Source organism: Orenia sp., assembly GCF_055140805.1.
Genome location: NZ_JBSQYM010000089.1, coordinates 1 through 17,341 on the forward strand (window position 1 = coordinate 1; position 17,341 = coordinate 17,341).

A 17,341-nucleotide genomic window follows, 5' to 3' on the forward strand; every position below is an offset into this window, starting at 1 on the left:
AAACATCTTAAAATCTTATAATATCAATGATTATAAAGGTTTTAATCTTTTAACTATAAACTGTACACCGTCAACCGTCAACTCGACACAAGTGTCGCAATATATCCATATTAAGTAATGATTCAGTTAAAAATAAAAATTAATTAACAAAGATAATTATATCTTCTTCTTAGTTGTAATATGTATATAAAAAAGCAGGATCAAAAAATCTCCTAAATTAGTAACATTCTTAGTTTGAGATGAAATTTAGAATCTTATTTAAAGTTACAATCAGTCTTTCTTATTTCTTCTCCTAAGGAATAATCTTAGATACAGGTCATATATATATAGTGATATTTGCTTTAGAGATAAAGGAGGTTTTGAGATAGATTAATTCATTTTAAAGATTTAATATTTGATTCTATTACTACTAACATAGCAATAAGATGTAGAGTAATCTTTATAGGCTAATTATATCAATTTTATGATATATTACAAAGGGAGGGAGAAGAATGGAAAGGTTTGATATTTATCAGGATATCGCTACTAGAACCAATGGTGATATTTATGTAGGGGTAGTTGGGCCTGTTAGAACAGGAAAGTCTACTTTTATAAAGAAGTTTATGGACTTATTGGTTCTGCCTAATATGAGTGATGAGTATGACAGAGAGAGAACAAGGGATGAACTACCCCAAAGTGGTGAAGGTAGAACGATTATGACTACAGAGCCCAAGTTTGTACCTAATCGTGCTACTGAAATCAGTTTAGATGAGAATGTTGATTTTAAAATACGTTTAGTTGATTGTGTTGGCTATCGTGTTGATGGTGCCTTAGGTTATGAAGAAGAGGATGGGCCTAGAATGGTAACAACACCTTGGTTTGAAGAGGCAATTCCTTTTCAAAAGGCTGCTGAAATTGGTACTCAAAAGGTAATTCAAGACCATTCAACTATCGGTCTAGTGATAACTACCGATGGAACAATAACTGATTTATCTAGAGAGAGCTACACAGAGGCTGAGGAGAGGGTTATTAGAGAGTTAAATGAGTTAGGCAAGCCTTTTATTATAGCTCTTAATTCAGCCAATCCTGGAAGTGTTGAGACTCAAGAGTTGGCCCAGAAGTTAGAAGAGAAATATAATAAACGAGTGGTACCAATCAGTTGTCGCGATTTAAGAGGTGAAGATATAAGTAATCTATTACAAGAGGTCTTATATGAGTTTCCATTAAAAGAGATTAACCTTGATTTACCATTATGGATTGATGAGTTAGAAGATACCCACTGGTTGAGTGTAGATGTTAATAACTCTATTAATGAATCTATTCAAGATATATATACTCTAAGGGATATTAATAATTTAGTAGATAGATTGGGAAGTAGTGAAAATGCTCAGCGGGTCTATATCTCTGATATGGATTTAGGTAGTGGAACCACTAGTCTTAATTTTGATTTAAAAGATGAGTTATTCTACCAGGTTTTAGAAGAGATGACCGACTTAGAGATTAAAGGAGAGCATAATTTATTCAATTTAATTAGAGATTTAAGTGTAGTTAAAAAAGAGTATGATCAGATTTCTGATGCTCTAACCAAAGTTAAGGAGACTGGATATGGTATAGTTACACCTAAGCTAGAGGATCTACTCTTTGATGAGCCAGAATTGATTAAGCGTGGTGGTCATTTTGGGGTTAAATTAAGGGCTAGTGCACCATCGATTCATATGATTAGAGCTGATATTAATACAGAGGTCTCACCAGTAGTAGGAACTGAAAAGCAATGTGAAGAGCTGATTGAATTCTTTGCTACTGAATTTGAGGAGAACCCTGATGCTATCTGGCAGAGTGATTTCTTAGGTCGTTCCCTCCACGATTTAGTAAAAGATGGAATAAACCAGAAGTTATATAGAATGCCAATTAATGCTCAAGAGAAGTTACAAGATACTTTGCAGAAGATAATAAATGAAGGAAGCGGAGGATTAATTTGCATAATATTATAAACTAATCCGGTCGATTAGACCGGTTTTTTCATTTATTACGTTTTTTTTTCTAAAAAAGAAGGAATAATAAAGGATATCAAGAAATTTATTTGTGGCATAATAAGCATAAGACCAATGCTTAGAGATGAATGCTGAAATATTTAATTCATATTTTTATAGGAGGTAGATTTGTTATGGCAAATATTACAAAAACAGATTTAGTGGATCAAGTAGCAGAAAAGGCAGGAATTACTAAAAAGGATTCTAAAGCAGCATTAGATGGATTGTTAGAAGTAATTGCTGAGAATTTAAAAGCTGAGGCTCAAAAGCCTGAAGCAGAAAGAGGTAAAATTCAATTAATCGGTTTTGGTAGCTTTGAAGTTCGTGAAAGAAGCGCTAGAACTGGGCGTAATCCTCAAACAGGTGAAGAGATGCATATTCCAGCTCGTATGGTACCAGCATTTAAAGCAGGAAAAGCTCTTAAAGAAACTGTAAATGAATAATTGATTAAAACAGTAACAGAAAGGGATATCCCTTTCTGTTTTTATTTATTCATCTATTGCACCTAACTTATTACTTGCATAAGCACTCTTAACAATATCTTCTAAGAATTTGTAATTGTCATGGTAGATTCTATTGATTATCTGTGCTATCTTAGGGTCAAACTGGCTACCAGAGTTCCTATTAATCTCTGCAATAGCATCTAGGATACTGACTGGACTCCTATAGTGTCTAGGACTGGTCATAGCATCAAAGGCATCTACAACCCCAATAATCTTTGATTCTAAAGGTATCTCATTTCCTTTTAAACCTTCAGGATATCCCATACCATCATATCTCTCATGGTGATATTTTACTATCTGAGCTATTTCATTGAAGTTACTAATTTTATTGAGGATATCATAACCAATTAGGCTATGTCTTTTAATCTCCTCATACTCATTATCTGTTAATTTTCCTTTCTTTTTTAAAACAGAATCTCTAATTCCTATCTTACCAATATCATGAAGGTGGCCTGCGATATGTATTTTAAATATTTCTTCAGTATTTAATTCCATCATAGTAGCTATCTTCTCTGCTAGGTGTGCTACCCTTTCAGAATGTCCTGATGTATATAAATCCTTAGATTCTAATCCTTTGGTTAAACTCTCTACAAATTCATGTAGATCAATCTTTGAAATCGAACTACTTTCCATAAATTTTATCCTCCCTGAATACGAAATTGAAAATCATTATTATTAATTTTATCAATACTGTGGATGAAATGTCAATATAAAAAGGTTTATGAGACCTTAATAATTTACATATTTCAAAGTAATCAACAAGCTTATAAAAGTCAAAAAATATTGACAGAAATAATATAATGATGATATATTAGTATTAGAAATGACAATCATTATCAAATGTCAATGTGATATGATATGAGATTATATTCATTATTAAATAAAATTATGGTTCAACAACGAACTTTGTGATTAAGGATAATCTTAGTTACAACAAAAACATAGAAATTGAAGTTTGAAATATATTTAAAAATTAAGATTAGTGGCAACGAATTAACGCGAATCGTACGAATTAGAGATAAAAAAATTTAAAATCAAAGATTGAAAAGCTTTTGATCTAAATTCGCGTTCATTCGCGAGATTCGTTGCAAAAAAATGTTTAAAATAATTTAAATATAGTATTTTCACAAAACTTGTTGAAGAGCCAAAATTATTTGTGAGAAATTGAATTTAGAAAGGAGGAGTTAGTATGGAGAAGGCAATTATTATCTATGATGGAAGTATAGGAGAGACTAAAGAGATGGCTGATAAGGTAGCTGGATATCTAAGGGTTAAGTATGAAGTAGTAGAGAAGGATATAGCTAAATTGAATATTGAAGAGATAGAGGAATTTGATTTGATTATATTTGGTTCAGCAAGTTCAAACTTTAAAATTTCTCAAGATTCTTTTATAAATTTATATAATGCTTTAGCTGAAGGAAAGGTTGATCTATCTAAGAAAAAAGGTGCTACCTTCTGCCCTTTAAATAAAAACTGTCACTCTTTTTGTGAAACGGTTGATATCTTTGAGAGTGAATTAAAAGAGATGGGATTAAATATAGATATTGAAGGTTTTAAATTAGACAATTCTAATCGAGAAGATGACAAAATGATTAAGGCGTGGGTAGAAGAGCTATTACTTTTAGAAGAGGATAAAGTAGGTGAGATGAAAAATGCCATCTAATCATAATATATGTAACAAAGAGTATTTAAAGTCATTACTCAGCAATATTGGGGCTACTATTATGGGAATTAAACCTGCTGAACTAAGAAATGTCATTCTTTCTAAATGTGGAGATTGTTGTTATTGGCAGGAATGTAAAAGGTGCCTTTTAGAGCATCAGAATCTAGGAGTTTTGGAAGTAGGGAAGCTGAAGAAGCAGAATAAGATAAAGGTCTTATTTTATCATCCTTCTTCTTTAGATAGGTATCTTAGAGATAAACATATTCTAAAATTTTTAAGAGAAATCGGATATCCAAAGATTTATAGTTTAGATAAGTATCTTCAACACCTAAAGAAGAGACTGGAAAGTAAAGAGTTTCCTCATGAGATTGGAGTCTTTTTTGGCTATCCATTGAAAGATGTATTAGGATTTATGGGGTATTTGAATCTAGATGCAAGTGATTGGGGAGAATGGAGATTTTATGGAAATAAGAGGGTCTCACAATTACAGCAGAAGAGATTTGAAGAAGCTAGAGATTATGTTAAAGAGCGACTGGATAATATTGAAGATGCCAAAGAGCTTTATCAAGTTATTTAAATAGGGACCTATGTTCCTTATCTTTAAGGTAAGAGAGTGTCTTCTATGGTTTTTTAGGTATAAGGATAATAATTTCTAATTGTATCAATTAATTGGAGCCTATAATATTAGGCTCCTTTGCTTTGGCTTTATTGAATTAAATTTACTAATCTGGGTAATATAATCAAAGTTATCTAATCAAAGTTATCTAATCAAATTAAGATGAAATTTTCCTTTAATATAAGGTAGTGAGAGAATATAGTGATTTTGCGACACTTTTTATAATGATAAATTTACTAGCCACAGGTTTCAACCTGTGGTGATGGTGATATGTTACACTACGGGTTAAAACCCGTAGCTAAAACTATACCCATTAAGGGATATTCTCTTCCTATTTAAAAATTGAGATAGTATAAGAATAATATACTGGGGTAAGATTAATATAGATATTTAATGCAAATAATTTGCATAAAGTAAACAGAGCTGGTTGACAGGTTTATTGATATCTGTTAATATTTAATTGTTAAATGCAAATCATTTGCAAAAAGGCGGGGTGTTAAAATGAGAAAAGGATTGATAATTACTTTAATTATTGTTATTTTTGTAATAATTATTGCCTCTGGGTGTACCAAAAAGCAAGCAGAGGTGGACAATGAAGTAAGTCAAGATAAATTAAAGGTTTATACTAGCTTTTATCCTCTCTATTATGTAGCTAATCAGATTGGTGGAGATCAGCTAGAGACTGAACTTGTAATACCTAATGGTGCTGAAGTACATAGTTATGAACCTTCTCCTAGAAAGCTAGCAAATTTAGAAGAGTCGGATATCTTCTTTTATAATGGTTTGGGTCTAGAGCCTTGGGCTGACAAGGTTGTTAAGAATCTTAAGAGTGTTGGAGTTAAGACTGTTAGAGTCAGTGATAGGATTGAATTACTTAAATTTGAAGAGCACAAGCATGGTCATGACCAAGAAGATAATCATCAAGGGTATAGTCATAATCATGGGGAGTATGATCCTCATATTTGGTTAAACCCCATTAATATGATTGATATTGCTAAATTAATGAAAGAAGAATTTGTAGCATTAGATTCTAATCATACAGATATTTATAAGCAAAATTTAGCTGACTTTACTACTAAGATGGAGAGTCTTGACCAAGATTATAAAGAGACTTTGGCTAATAAAAAGCAGAATTATATTTTGGTATCCCATGCTTCCTTTGGATATTTAGCAGCTAGATATGGATTAGAACAGCTAGCTGTTTCTGGTATTTCTCCTCACCAGGAGCCTAGTCCAAAAGATTTGGCTGAGTTGACTGAAGAAGCCTATGAGCATGGTATAAATTATATCTTTATGGAGACCTTGGCTAATCCTAAGACAGCACAGGTACTGGCACAAGAGGCTGATTTGAAGGTATTAACTCTCAATCCAATTGCAGGTTTGACAGCTAAAGAGCAGAAGCAGGGTGAGGACTATGTCTTAATTATGAAGCAGAATTTATCTAGCTTAAGAAAGGCTTTGGTGGACTAAGATGAAAGAGATAATTGAAGTGAAGAACCTATCCTTTAATTATGAAGATGATTATGTATTGAAGGATATTAATTTAACTATCAATAAAGGTGATTTTATTGCTTTTATTGGTCCTAATGGTTCTGGAAAGAGTACATTATTGAAGTTGTTAATAGGTAATTTAAAGGCAACTAGTGGAGAGGTTAAGCTATTTGGTAAAACGGTTAAGAATTTTAAAGAGTGGGAGAAGATTGGTTATGTTTCACAAAAGGTAAGAGACTTTAATTCTAGCTTTCCTGCTACTGTCAAAGAGATTATTGGTGCAGCCTTATATCAAGAGATGGGATTTTTTAAAATATTGACTAGAAAGTTAGAGCAGAGAATAGATGAGGTTTTAGAATTAGTTGATATGTCTAATTATAAATATCGAAAGATTGGTGAGTTATCTGGGGGACAGCAACAGCGGATATTTATTGCTAGAACCTTAATCACTAATCCAGAGATAATCTTCTTAGATGAACCTCTAGTAGGAGTAGATGCCAAGTCCCAAGATGAATTTTATAAACTACTGACTAAGTTGAATAGGGAGTTAGGAATTACTATAGTGATGATCTCCCATGATATCTATGTGATTAGTGATCAAGCAAATAAGATTGTTTGTTTTGGGGATTCTAGCATATTTATGCATAAAGCAGAACAATTTGATTATATTAATTACTTAAATCAGATTAAAGGAGATAATAAATCATTGATACCAAAGCATGAACATCAGGGGGTGAATAGCCAATGTTGTTAGATATATTTACTTATTCTTTTATGCAACGAGCCTTTGTTGTAGGAAATATTATAGCGATTATCTGCCCTTTAATTGGTGTTTTTTTGGTATTAAAGAGACTGTCACTAATCGGTAATACCTTATCCCATGTGGCATTAACTGGTGTAGCAATTGGGATGATTTTAGGTATTTATCCTATTTATACTGCTTTGACTGTCTCGATTTTAGCTGCTGTAGGAATTGAGAAATTACGTAAAGATTATAAAGATTATGCTGAGTTATCACTTTCTATAATTCTAGCTACAGGGTTAGGGTTGGCTACTATTTTGATTAGTTTATCCAATAATAACTCAGGAATTTTTAGCTATTTATTTGGTAGTATTTCGATGGTTACTATACAGGACGTATTGACTGTGATTCCTCTAGCGGTAGTGATTATAGGGGTAATATTATACTTTTATTATGGTTTCTTCTTTTTGGCTTTTAATGAAAGTGATGCCAAATTAGCAGGGGTACCAGTAAAGGTTTTGAATATACTCTTTATGATACTTGTTTCAATTACGGTATCCTTATCAATGAGGATTATTGGGGGATTATTGGTTTCATCACTGATCACTCTACCAGTAGCAGGGAGCTTACAATTAGCTAAAAGCTTTAAAGAGACTATTATTTATAGTATTAGCTTAAGTCTGTTAGCAGTTAATACAGGATTATTTATATCCTTTTATTATGATTTAGCCTCGGGAGGTACTATTATTGTAGCCAGTGTTGTTTATTTAATTGGGACTATTATATATAAGAGAATTAATAGTTTCTTAAGAAAGTCTGAATTAGAAGTTCAAGTAAATGATTAATAATTATTAAAGTTCCTGAAATGGGGGAGAAGTATGGGGAGTTTAGAACTTTGGGAACAGAAGTTGAAAGATAAAGGAATTAGATGGACTAAACAGAGGAGGATGATTATAAGGGTACTGCTTGCTAGTACAAGACCTTTATCTGCTCAAGATATATTTGCTAAATTGCAAAGGGATTATCCCAAACTAAGGTTATCTACAGTCTATCGGAACTTAAACTCTTTTAAAGATGGTAAGATTGTTAGATCATTGAATTTAACAGGCAATGAGCAGAAATTTGAATTGATTGATGGAAATCATCATCACCATTTAATCTGTATAGAGTGTGATGATATCATCCCGTTAGATTGTCCTTTAAAGGATTTTGAGAATAAATTAAAAGATGATACAGGATATACTATTCTAGATCATAGAATGAAAATATATGGTTTATGCCCAAATTGTAAAAATTATTAGATAAGACTGTAGCCTAAATCAGAGGTTGCAGTTTTTTTGTTTTGATAAAGATAATGGGACACTTTTTATAATGATAAATTTACTAGCCACAGGTTTTAACCTGTGGTGATGATGATATGTTACACTACGGGTTAAAACCCGTAGCTAAAGCTTAAAATGTCGCAGTATCCCCATGTTACATCATTGATTAAAAAAGAAAAAACTTCGGTTAATCTCTGCTCAATTAGTAAAGAATATAATAGAGGTGTATAAAATTAAATGTTCAACTCCCATAATCGGTTTGATAATCAGAGCTTAGAGAAGTATACTGAAATATTTATGTTAATCTTAGCTGTCATAGCGATAGGAATGTTGACTGCTGAGAGTTTTTTTGATCTTTCTACCAAGACAGAAGATTTATTTTCAAATATAGATTTCTTTATCTGTATAGTTTTTGCTTTGGAGTTCTGCTCACGCTTAGCCCATATCAAAAGAGGTGAGCGGTTGACCTATATTGCAAATAATTCGTTAGATATAATTGCTTTCATTCCTTTTGATAAAGCTTTTAGGCTATTTAGAATAGCTAGGGTGTCTAGACTTTTAAGTTTAAGGCAGTTCTTTTATATTACCAGAGCTTTTAGAGTTGCTAGAATATTTGTCTTTGTACGCAGATCAATTAAAGGGTTTCATAGATTTATCCAGACCAATGGACTTAATTATATGTTAATCTTTACAGTTATAGTTATTTTTTTAGGAGCAGTAGGTATTTATAAATTTGAAAATAGAAGTTTTGAAGATGCTTTGTGGTGGAGTTTAGTAACTGCTACAACAGTAGGCTATGGAGATATTGCTCCTAAGACTATTGAGGGTAGAATGATTGCAGCTTTAATTATGGTTGTGGGAATATCTTTAATAGGAATGATTACCAGTACTTTGTCTACCTTCTTCTTAAATGAGGAACGGAGAAAGGGAAATAACAGTAATCTTAAATTTGTAATAGAGCAGTTGAATAATGTTGAAGATCTGTCAGTGAAGGAAATAAAAGAACTTAAAAGGTTGATTAATGCTTATCTAGATACTAAGATCTCTTCTCCAAATGAAGATGAGGCTGATTAATTTAGTAACTAGTAACAAACTTAATTGTTTACTTATCACTTGCTGTTTATCACTATCATCCATTTAACCTTATAAGCTATTGAATCTAGAATAAAATTTAACCATGATGTTATAGAGAGAAAAAGATACATTTAGGGTAGATGGGTAGGGGTTAGGAAACCCCAACTAGCTAACCACCCAACCTCTAACTATATAATAAAAAAGTGTCACAATATATCTATTAAGTTTCATTTTGAATTGATATACCTAGATTATTATTTGTTATTGAACTGGTTGCAAAGTTTGAGCACCTTTATCTTCCATCTTACGTGGATTATCAAAGCTTGGAGTAGTTGGATTAGGATTATCAAAATATCTCCCAGGTGTAGATAAATCGAAGTATAGCTTAGAATCTTCAGTAACTCCAAAGTCATAAGTAGAGTATTCAGGTTTTTGTTGTAGTTTATTTAGAGCTTCTCTAAATAGAGCATTATGGGCTTCTTCACGATTTAATAAGAAGTCAATAGTCTCTCTCACCCCTTGATCATCTATTTGACGATGTAAATACTCATAAACTACTTTGGCCCTCTGTTCAGCAGCAATATTGGACAGGATATCAGCAGCTAAGTCTCCAGTAACATTTACATAATTAGCTGTGAATGGTGCTCCAGAAGCATTAGCTAACATAGGAGATAATCCACCTAGAACTTGAGCTTCTATTTGACCAACAGTATCAGGGGTATTAGCTACAGTATGACCATTTAATAGATTGATGGTCTGAGCTACCATTTCTGCATGGCTGAATTCTTCAGTAGCGATATCCAAGAACAGATCTTTTATCTCTTGGTCTTGAATCCTAAAGCTTTGTGCAAAATATTGCAATCCAGCTTTTAGCTCACCATTTGGTCCTCCTAATTGTTCTTGCAGCATAGCAGCATAAGCAGGATTGGGTTGGTCAACTCTAACCTCATGTAATAACTGTTTTTCATGTTTGAACATAGATTTCACTCCTTATAAATAGTTTATAATCTTAGTATTTGATAATAAGATATTATTGATACTGGGAAAAGATTTATTTAATTAACATAAAATCCTAGCATTATTTTAAATTTTAGTTGCAAACTAATAATGGGAGGTGTTTTGGTGGTAGATATCAACAAAGCAGATAGAAGAAAGTCTATACCTGAGAAAGCAGAGATTAGAGAAGAGAGCAAGGGTGAAATAAAGGTAAATGATAGAGGTACTAGAGCAAATAATGGTGGTTTAATGGGTGAGGTATATGATAAAGCTACCCATGATAAGGATTTTATCAGTCTTCAAGAGAATAATGAAGGATTTAATTTTCCTGAGGTTGAAGTGGAAGGAGAATGGAGCAATTTTAAGGAGGATGTGGCTCAACAGGTAGGTCGCTTTAGTGATCAAGTTCTAATGGGTTCTCCTGCTGCTGAAACTGAACATTTTGATATAGGTAAGGATGGAATTAAGGATATTGCGAAGGCTGCTGAAGCAAAATTAAGAAAGAAGATGAAGAGTAAGGAGTGAAGAGTGAAGAGTGAAGAGTGAAGAGTGAAGAGTGAAGAGTGAAGAGTGAAGAGTAAGTAAGTTGCTTGCAACTTACTTACTCTTTAAATTTATTTAAGTTATTTTATTGCCTATTAGATAAATTACCATAACTATAAGCAGGAAGGGGATCTCTACTACTAATACATTAATTGGAACCATATAGCCGATATGTTTAAGAACTGCTGGAATTGCAGTTTGAAATACACCTAAAGAAATAGTGGTTATAAAGAAAGGAATAATCAGTATCTCATAGTCTTTTAATCTAAATAAAGATACTATTAATTCCAGAGATACTACATAAAAAATCCCAACTTCAAGAATAACGCCTGTCATCCAAGCTATAAAGATGATTATCTCTAATCCTGCTAAAGGTAGAGAGCTTAAGCTATAAAAGGGAAACTTTAAGCTAGAGGTTAAATCTACTCCTAGTATAGTTAAAGCAGTGAGAAACAATATTACTATTATAGTTTGTCCCATTAAATTACCTAGTAAACTTGCTCTAATAGCCTTTTTATTATCTGTAAAATATTGCTTAAATATTAATGATAGATTAGGGATTATTATAAATGGTTTAGCATCAAGCTAATTAAATTAATAAAGTAATGATAATTATATCTTTTTCTTCTAGTATTGCAAAGAATAGCAGATATTAATTAGGAATAAATTATAAAATTAGAGATATAAATATTTGAAATAGATAAATTAAATTGCTATAATAATAGTAATTATTATTATTTGGCAGAAGGAGGAGTTCTAGTGGGGGAGATATTAAAAGTTATCAAGGAAAGAAGAAGTATTAGAAAATATAAAGAAGAAGATATTCCCGAGTATAAGATAAAGAAGGTTTTGGAGGCAGCTAACTGGGCTCCATCTAATGGAAATAGTCAGCCTTGGGATTTTATTGTGACTAAGGGCGAGTATGTAGATAAGATCTGTAATGTCTTTTACCAATGGGCTAAGAAATATATCCCTAATGCACCGTATATTCCAGAGAAGAAGAAGCCTTTGATGTTAGAATATGCTAAAAATTTTGGTGGTGCTCCTGTACATATTGCTGTCACCTATAGAACCTCTGGAGATAAGGTTAAAGATGAGGAGTCTTTAATGGCGGTTAGTGCTGCTATTGAAAACTTAATTTTAGTGGCTTTTGAAGAAGGTCTTGGTACAGTTTGGATTGCAGGTCATGTTGCTCATGCTCAAGAGACAAGGAAAGTTTTAGGTCTTGATGATAATCAACAGATTGCTGGGATTATTCCAATTGGCTATCCTGATATAAATCCACCAGCACCACCTAGAGAAGACCCCAAGTTGAATGAAAAGGTAACTTGGTTAGGATTTTAGAGATTAAACTGGTATCTTATAAGAATAATAATTGCTAAAGCGGTTACTTTATATTTAATGATGATAAATTAAGGAGGAGAGCAGATGAGCAAAGTGTTATATATTAAAGCTAATCCAAAAACTAAGGAGAATTCCTATACCTTTAAAATGTCTGAGGCTTTTGTTAAAGAGTATCAAAAAGCCAATCCTAATGATGAAATTACTGTCTTAGACTTATATCAAGAGGATATTAAGCCTTTGACTGCAGAGATGATAGGAGAACTATTTACAAATGAGGATAGTCAGCTTAGAAGATATGTTAAGCAGTTTATTAATGCTGACAAGTATATCATTGCTGCTCCAATGTGGAATTTAAGTATTCCAGCTATTTTGAAGGTATATATCGATTATCTAATAGTAGCAGGAGTTACCTTTAAATATACAGAAGAAGGTCCAATTGGATTAGTTAAAGATAAGAAGGTAGCATATTTGGTAGCAAGAGGTGGTAAGTATAGTGAAGGTCCAGCCCAAGATTTTGAGATGGGAGAGCGTTATTTAAGAACAATTTTAGGCTTTATAGGAATCACAGATTTTACTACAATTTCCACAGAATTGACTAATGTATTACAAGGTCAAGAGCTAGAGAAATCAGTTGCAGCTTCAATTAAAGAGGCTAAAAGAGTTGCGAAAGCGTTCTAAAGTTTGAATAAAGGTTAATATTAGGTTGATTTTGATAACACACCTTGTTAGGTGTGTTGTTTTTATTTGCTAAATATTTAAAAAGAATGGAGTAAATGGTATAGAATAACTATATTAGTTGGATGATTTTATTACTTTGTCTATGGTATAACTTTAAAGATTTTGCTTAACTCATCGTATAGGTTTCGCCTATAGGCGACCTACCTTTTTCCCATAGATGAAAAAGTAGGCAAAAAATCATTGAAAAAATTAAACTCACTCAGCAATTAGAAAATTTATGATTGCAGTATAATATAGAGTATTCCTAAATAAATGTTGCTAAAATATTAGTCTTTTGGATTTCTTGCTTCGTTCAAACAATAATTTTTTCTTAAGGTCAAAAGATTGAGAAACACGCTAGGTTATATATTCAATATTGGATTAAATTTTAACCTTTAATATTTATTAGCAAATTAGATTATGACTCAAATACCGCTTTCGTTTCTTTAAAATATAAATACTAAAGACATATTTTTTACTATAATAATGTGTTATATCAGTACTAAATTAAATTATTTATATATATTTTATAACCTATTCTACATCTAGCGGTGGAATAATGGTTATATAACTGTTGAAACTCTAAATAAGAAGATGAAAGTAGGGAGTTTATTTAAAGTTAGTTTAAATAGAAAGATTTTAGAAACTATATCAATTGATAATATAGAGTATGATGAATTTTCAGTAGAAGATATATGGATATATCTAGAATATTTAAAAGTGTATATTGCTGATATATTAGAAAATGTTTCTTTATTTAAATTTGGTCTCAAAATTAATAATGAAATTATTCCCATTTATTATAAGGATTATTTTAAAGAATTAGGTGAAAAAGAAAATAAAGAAAAATATATAGAAAAAGTCACAGATGATTTATTTATTAGTTTTAAAGAAGAAATCCCTAAGATTTATATAATAAATAAAGAAACTGAGTGCATTAGCTGCACTCAGTTTTTTAAGTTTAGTATAATTCTATTTCTGCTGAAAGTGAAACACTAATGTTTACCTTCTGTTCTGCCAGAGGCACTTCAGAAAAGTTTGCTGACTCTGCAGTTCTGCTCATTGCTTTTAAAGCATCACTGCCATAAATATTCTGCTGTCCAAAATTAAGTTCTTTGATTCTGTAATTTTCCTTATCTAAATTTTCGGCCATAAAAGCAGCTTTATCTTTAAGACTGCTTAACGCTGCTGCTGTAACATCCTCTAAAGCTTTTTCGTTGCTTTCTAAACGATAGTTTATGTTAACAACTCTGTTAGCTCCTGCATCAAGTAATCTGCCCAAAAGAACAGATAATTCTCCTAAATTTTTTGAAGTGAATTTTATCTGATTATTGACCTGATAATAAGTTACTCTTTCTTCACCATTTTCTTCTTCTCTTTCTTCATATCTGGTATAGGGATAAACTCTAAAACCCTGTGTTTCTAAATTTTCCAGCTCTTCCGCTTTTAAAATAGCCATCAACTCACTCATTATTCTGTTGTTTTCTTCTACTGCTGCTGATTGTTCTCTACTTTCATTTTCAAAGCCAAGCACCACATCAACAATATCAGGATCATATTCCTGCTGCTGGCTGATACTTAAATTAGTTGTAATATAATCTTTTTCTATTTTTTCAACTGGAGCTTCTCTTTCTGCTGTTTCTACAGCTGGAGTATTAAAATACAAACCATTAACTACTATTACAGATAATAAAATCAAAGCTATAAAAACTAAAAACATACCTACATTTCTGTTCATAAATAACCCCTCCGTTTACTAATCATTATTTTTATTTGCTTAATAATTAATCTCTTAATTATATAATTCTAATAAGATGGAGAAAATCCTTTTTTATTTTTCCTCCCTCAGGGCAAAAGATATATTTTGAAAGCCGTTATTTTTAAATTTTTCGATTAAAAATACTAGTGAATCAAAATTACTCTCCTGATCAGCATAGATTTTAACTTTTTCGACCGGGCCAGCATTTAACTCAGCAAATAATTTATCCAGCTGCTGCCTGCTATATTCCTTTTCCTGATAATATATCTGGTTTTCGTGATCCAAAAAGATACTAATATTTTTCTGTTCTGAACTCTGACCAATGCTGCTCTCCGGCACTCTAATATTATATAATGCTTCTTCTCCCTGTAAAGTTGAAGAAACAAGAAAGAAAATTAAAAGTAAAAAGACAATATCTATCATTGGAGCCAGATTTAAAGTTGAACTTTTCTTTTTAGGCTGATATTTCATTATTATTCAGCTCCTTAATCTCTTTTTTATAAAGAATGCTCTCACTTTCTAACCTTAAGTTATTGAGCTGATTATGGAGTTTTTCTATTTTAGCATAAAAATAGTGGTAAAAAGCTGCAGCAGGTATTGATATGATTAAGCCAGCAGCAGTAGTAAATAAAGCTTCTGAAATTCCTACTGCCATCTGCTCCGGACTGCCTCCCACACCTAAAACCTGAAATGTTTTGATCATACCGCTTACTGTTCCCAGCAGACCTAAGGTTGGTGAAACCTGAGCAATAAAATTTAAAAAACCTAAGTGTTTTTCAAGCTGCGGCAGTTTATCAACTTCTTCTGCATCAAGATATAAGTTAAATTCCTCTCTACTTTTTGGTTTTTTAGTTAAAAGATTATTATAAATTTCAGCAGCTACTCCCTTTTTATTCTTTAAAATACTGGCCTGCTGTTTATTATCATTAAAATTAAGAACTGCCTTTAAATATTTATCCTTATCAATTTGCCTATAATTTAAAAAAAATATTATACTCCTCTCAAAAACTATAAAAATCATAAAAAATGCTGCTAAAAGCAGTGGATAGGAAACAATACCTGCTGTTTCAATAAACTCTGTAATCATAAATTTTACCTCCAGTTAATTTAACTTAAAACGAATTGGCAGATTAACAATTACCTCAACTTTAATACCATCTTTTTCTGCAGCTTCAAATCTCCAGTTGGAAACTGCACTAAGAGCAGCCTGATCGAAAGAGTCATAACCCGAGCTTTGACTGATTTTTAAATCATGAGCCTTACCAGCTTTATCTATTCTCAAAGATATTATTACTTCACCTTCAATATTTCTTTTTCTCAAGTTAGAAGGATATTCTGGCTGAGTATAATTTTTCAGACCAGGCTTTTCTATGCCATTTTCGCCATTTCTTAAATCATAAACTTCCTTTTTCTCATTATTCTGAGGGGCTCCCTCAGTAGAAAACTCTTTATTCTCCGCCTTGTTTTCCGATTTATTATCTCTATTCTTTCCAGCTTCTTCTGGTTCATTTACTCCTGAATTCTGATTGCTACTACTTAAATTTTTATTAACTTCATTTTCTTGATCAGCTGAATCATCATTTTCTAATTCAGCTAGATAACTATCCAAATCAAATTTGTCTTCATTTTCTTCTTTTTTAGTTGCTGCTTCTTTTGAATTATCTTCCTCTGTCTCATTTTTTGAATTATTTAACCAGGCCGGCATTGTCTCCTGTTTTTCTTCTACTTCTTTGTTTTCTGAAGAAGTTTCGTCTGTTTCTTCGGTTTTTAAATCATTATCCTGCTGAATCTTTTCTGTTTTAATTTCTGCTTCATCTACTTCTTTTTCTTCCTCTTCGACAAAATGATCATTCTTTTCTTCATTTTTGTTTGAACTACTTTTAACTGTTTCCTCAGCCAGTGTCTCTTTCTTTTCAGAAAAATTATCTCCCTGCTCAGCTTTTGCTTCTTTAAGTTTTTGCTTCCCTTCTGACTGAGTATTTTCTGCGGCAGGATGATTAGAAGTAGATAATAATAGTTCAATTTCAACCTCTTTTTTTTCAACAGGTTTTATATCCTCTGCCAGAAGCCCTAAAGAAGCAGCTTCCAGCAGCAGGATAAGGGATAATGATAAGAGGAAGGCTGTCAGAGATATTGTTTTATTATACTTCATTATCATCATCCTTTCTTTTGCTTTTAATTAAAAGTTAGTGCTTAAGTTCACCATAAAGTTGCGGCCCGGCATTGGATAACCGTCTACTACTTCATAGTCTTTGTCGAAAAGATTGTTGATTTCAACTGAAAGACTGGTTTTATCATTTAAATTCCTGATATATGTTAAATCAGAAACAAAATAAGCTCCCATGTCTGCTTCCGAAATATAATCCATTCTTTCTCCAGTATAACTATTTTCTAAAATGATTTTATTAGCTTCATTTATTTGATAACTTAAATTAACATTGTACTTATGATAGGGCATATCTCCAATTTGTTTGCCAGTGCTTTCATTTTCAGCATCTAAATAGTTATAATTAAATTCTAGCTGAAAATCTTTGATCTTTCTTAATTTATACTCATTTTTTT

Annotated in this window: 20 protein-coding genes and 1 pseudogene; 13 read left to right on the forward strand and 8 right to left on the reverse strand. The window is 31.8% G+C overall.

Features of this window, described 5'->3' with window-relative positions; all coding sequences use genetic code 11:
- Positions 1-491 precede the first annotated feature (491 nt).
- Both spoIVA and ACTCDL_RS09760 read left to right on the forward strand, forming a co-directional pair.
- Positions 492-1,970 (forward strand): stage IV sporulation protein A, encoded by a 1,479-nt coding sequence (gene spoIVA, locus ACTCDL_RS09755; RefSeq protein WP_463176151.1) that lies wholly within the window; start codon positions 492-494, stop codon positions 1,968-1,970.
- Between the two features lie 173 nt (positions 1,971-2,143).
- On the forward strand, positions 2,144-2,452 hold the full coding sequence (locus ACTCDL_RS09760; RefSeq protein ID WP_216358825.1) for an HU family DNA-binding protein: 309 nt from the start codon (positions 2,144-2,146) through the stop codon (positions 2,450-2,452).
- Between the two features lie 45 nt (positions 2,453-2,497).
- Here the strand turns inward: ACTCDL_RS09760 and ACTCDL_RS09765 are convergent, their stop codons facing one another.
- Entirely contained in the window at positions 2,498-3,145 is a 648-nt protein-coding gene (locus tag ACTCDL_RS09765) for an HD-GYP domain-containing protein (protein ID WP_463176153.1), read from the reverse strand.
- Positions 3,146-3,701: 556 nt separating this feature from the next.
- On the opposite strand from ACTCDL_RS09765, the gene ACTCDL_RS09770 reads away from it, so the two are divergent.
- The 7 genes from ACTCDL_RS09770 to ACTCDL_RS09800 all read left to right on the forward strand — a co-directional run bounded on the left by ACTCDL_RS09770 (position 3,702) and on the right by ACTCDL_RS09800 (position 9,420).
- Positions 3,702-4,175 (forward strand): flavodoxin domain-containing protein, encoded by a 474-nt coding sequence (locus ACTCDL_RS09770; RefSeq protein WP_463176157.1) that lies wholly within the window; start codon positions 3,702-3,704, stop codon positions 4,173-4,175.
- Entirely contained in the window at positions 4,165-4,752 is a 588-nt protein-coding gene (locus tag ACTCDL_RS09775; protein WP_463176159.1) for a DUF3793 family protein, read from the forward strand. Before ACTCDL_RS09770 ends, ACTCDL_RS09775 begins: the two co-directional genes overlap by 11 nt.
- 540 nt (positions 4,753-5,292) lie before the next feature.
- Positions 5,293-6,261 carry a metal ABC transporter solute-binding protein, Zn/Mn family gene (locus ACTCDL_RS09780; RefSeq protein ID WP_463176160.1) on the forward strand — a complete coding sequence of 323 codons (969 nt, stop codon included), beginning with the start codon at positions 5,293-5,295 and terminating at the stop codon, positions 6,259-6,261.
- Position 6,262: 1 nt separating this feature from the next.
- Positions 6,263-7,036 (forward strand): metal ABC transporter ATP-binding protein, encoded by a 774-nt coding sequence (locus ACTCDL_RS09785; RefSeq protein WP_463176163.1) that lies wholly within the window; start codon positions 6,263-6,265, stop codon positions 7,034-7,036.
- Entirely contained in the window at positions 7,027-7,869 is an 843-nt protein-coding gene (locus ACTCDL_RS09790) for a metal ABC transporter permease (protein ID WP_463176165.1), read from the forward strand. Before ACTCDL_RS09785 ends, ACTCDL_RS09790 begins: the two co-directional genes overlap by 10 nt.
- 33 nt (positions 7,870-7,902) lie before the next feature.
- Entirely contained in the window at positions 7,903-8,325 is a 423-nt protein-coding gene (locus ACTCDL_RS09795) for a Fur family transcriptional regulator (protein ID WP_463176168.1), read from the forward strand.
- A 258-nt stretch (positions 8,326-8,583) separates the two neighbouring features.
- The gene (locus tag ACTCDL_RS09800; RefSeq protein ID WP_463176169.1) at positions 8,584-9,420 is read left to right on the forward strand and encodes a potassium channel family protein; all 837 of its coding nucleotides are present in this window, start codon (positions 8,584-8,586) and stop codon (positions 9,418-9,420) included.
- A gap of 261 nt (positions 9,421-9,681) precedes the next feature.
- Here ACTCDL_RS09800 and ACTCDL_RS09805 read toward each other — a convergent pair whose 3' ends face one another.
- The gene (locus ACTCDL_RS09805) at positions 9,682-10,398 is read right to left on the reverse strand and encodes a manganese catalase family protein (RefSeq protein WP_463176170.1); all 717 of its coding nucleotides are present in this window, start codon (positions 10,396-10,398) and stop codon (positions 9,682-9,684) included.
- A gap of 144 nt (positions 10,399-10,542) precedes the next feature.
- Here ACTCDL_RS09805 and ACTCDL_RS09810 point away from each other — a divergent pair, with 144 nt between their 5' ends.
- Positions 10,543-10,941 (forward strand): hypothetical protein, encoded by a 399-nt coding sequence (locus ACTCDL_RS09810; RefSeq protein WP_463176172.1) that lies wholly within the window; start codon positions 10,543-10,545, stop codon positions 10,939-10,941.
- A gap of 93 nt (positions 10,942-11,034) precedes the next feature.
- On the opposite strand, the gene ACTCDL_RS09815 is transcribed toward ACTCDL_RS09810, so the two are convergent.
- Complete coding sequence (locus ACTCDL_RS09815; RefSeq protein ID WP_463176189.1) at positions 11,035-11,526, reverse strand: GerAB/ArcD/ProY family transporter; 492 nt, start codon at positions 11,524-11,526, stop codon at positions 11,035-11,037.
- Between the two features lie 192 nt (positions 11,527-11,718).
- Here ACTCDL_RS09815 and ACTCDL_RS09820 point away from each other — a divergent pair, with 192 nt between their 5' ends.
- The 3 genes from ACTCDL_RS09820 to ACTCDL_RS09830 all read left to right on the forward strand — a co-directional run bounded on the left by ACTCDL_RS09820 (position 11,719) and on the right by ACTCDL_RS09830 (position 14,019).
- Positions 11,719-12,303 carry a nitroreductase family protein gene (locus tag ACTCDL_RS09820; protein WP_463176175.1) on the forward strand — a complete coding sequence of 195 codons (585 nt, stop codon included), beginning with the start codon at positions 11,719-11,721 and terminating at the stop codon, positions 12,301-12,303.
- A gap of 84 nt (positions 12,304-12,387) precedes the next feature.
- Positions 12,388-12,981, forward strand: a complete 594-nt coding sequence (locus ACTCDL_RS09825) for an FMN-dependent NADH-azoreductase (protein ID WP_463176177.1) — start codon at positions 12,388-12,390, stop codon at positions 12,979-12,981.
- Between the two features lie 633 nt (positions 12,982-13,614).
- Positions 13,615-14,019: a hypothetical protein gene (locus ACTCDL_RS09830; RefSeq protein ID WP_463176180.1), complete on the forward strand. Its 405-nt coding sequence runs from the start codon at positions 13,615-13,617 to the stop codon at positions 14,017-14,019.
- Here the strand turns inward: ACTCDL_RS09830 and ACTCDL_RS09835 are convergent.
- From ACTCDL_RS09835 to ACTCDL_RS09855, 5 genes and pseudogenes are all read right to left on the reverse strand, one after another.
- The gene (locus ACTCDL_RS09835; protein ID WP_463176181.1) at positions 13,982-14,758 is read right to left on the reverse strand and encodes an SIMPL domain-containing protein; all 777 of its coding nucleotides are present in this window, start codon (positions 14,756-14,758) and stop codon (positions 13,982-13,984) included. The genes ACTCDL_RS09830 and ACTCDL_RS09835 overlap by 38 nt on opposite strands.
- Before the next feature lie 93 nt (positions 14,759-14,851).
- Positions 14,852-15,250, reverse strand: coding sequence for an ExbD/TolR family protein (locus ACTCDL_RS09840; protein ID WP_463176183.1), 399 nt, complete (start codon positions 15,248-15,250; stop codon positions 14,852-14,854).
- Positions 15,234-15,866 carry a MotA/TolQ/ExbB proton channel family protein gene (locus ACTCDL_RS09845; RefSeq protein ID WP_463176185.1) on the reverse strand — a complete coding sequence of 211 codons (633 nt, stop codon included), beginning with the start codon at positions 15,864-15,866 and terminating at the stop codon, positions 15,234-15,236. Before ACTCDL_RS09845 ends, ACTCDL_RS09840 begins: the two co-directional genes overlap by 17 nt.
- Positions 15,867-15,881: 15 nt before the next feature.
- A complete protein-coding gene (locus ACTCDL_RS09850; protein ID WP_463176187.1) occupies positions 15,882-16,931 on the reverse strand; it encodes an energy transducer TonB in 1,050 nt (349 codons plus the stop codon).
- Positions 16,932-16,958: 27 nt separating this feature from the next.
- Positions 16,959-17,341, reverse strand: a pseudogene (locus tag ACTCDL_RS09855) (TonB-dependent receptor plug domain-containing protein); the annotation flags it as partial.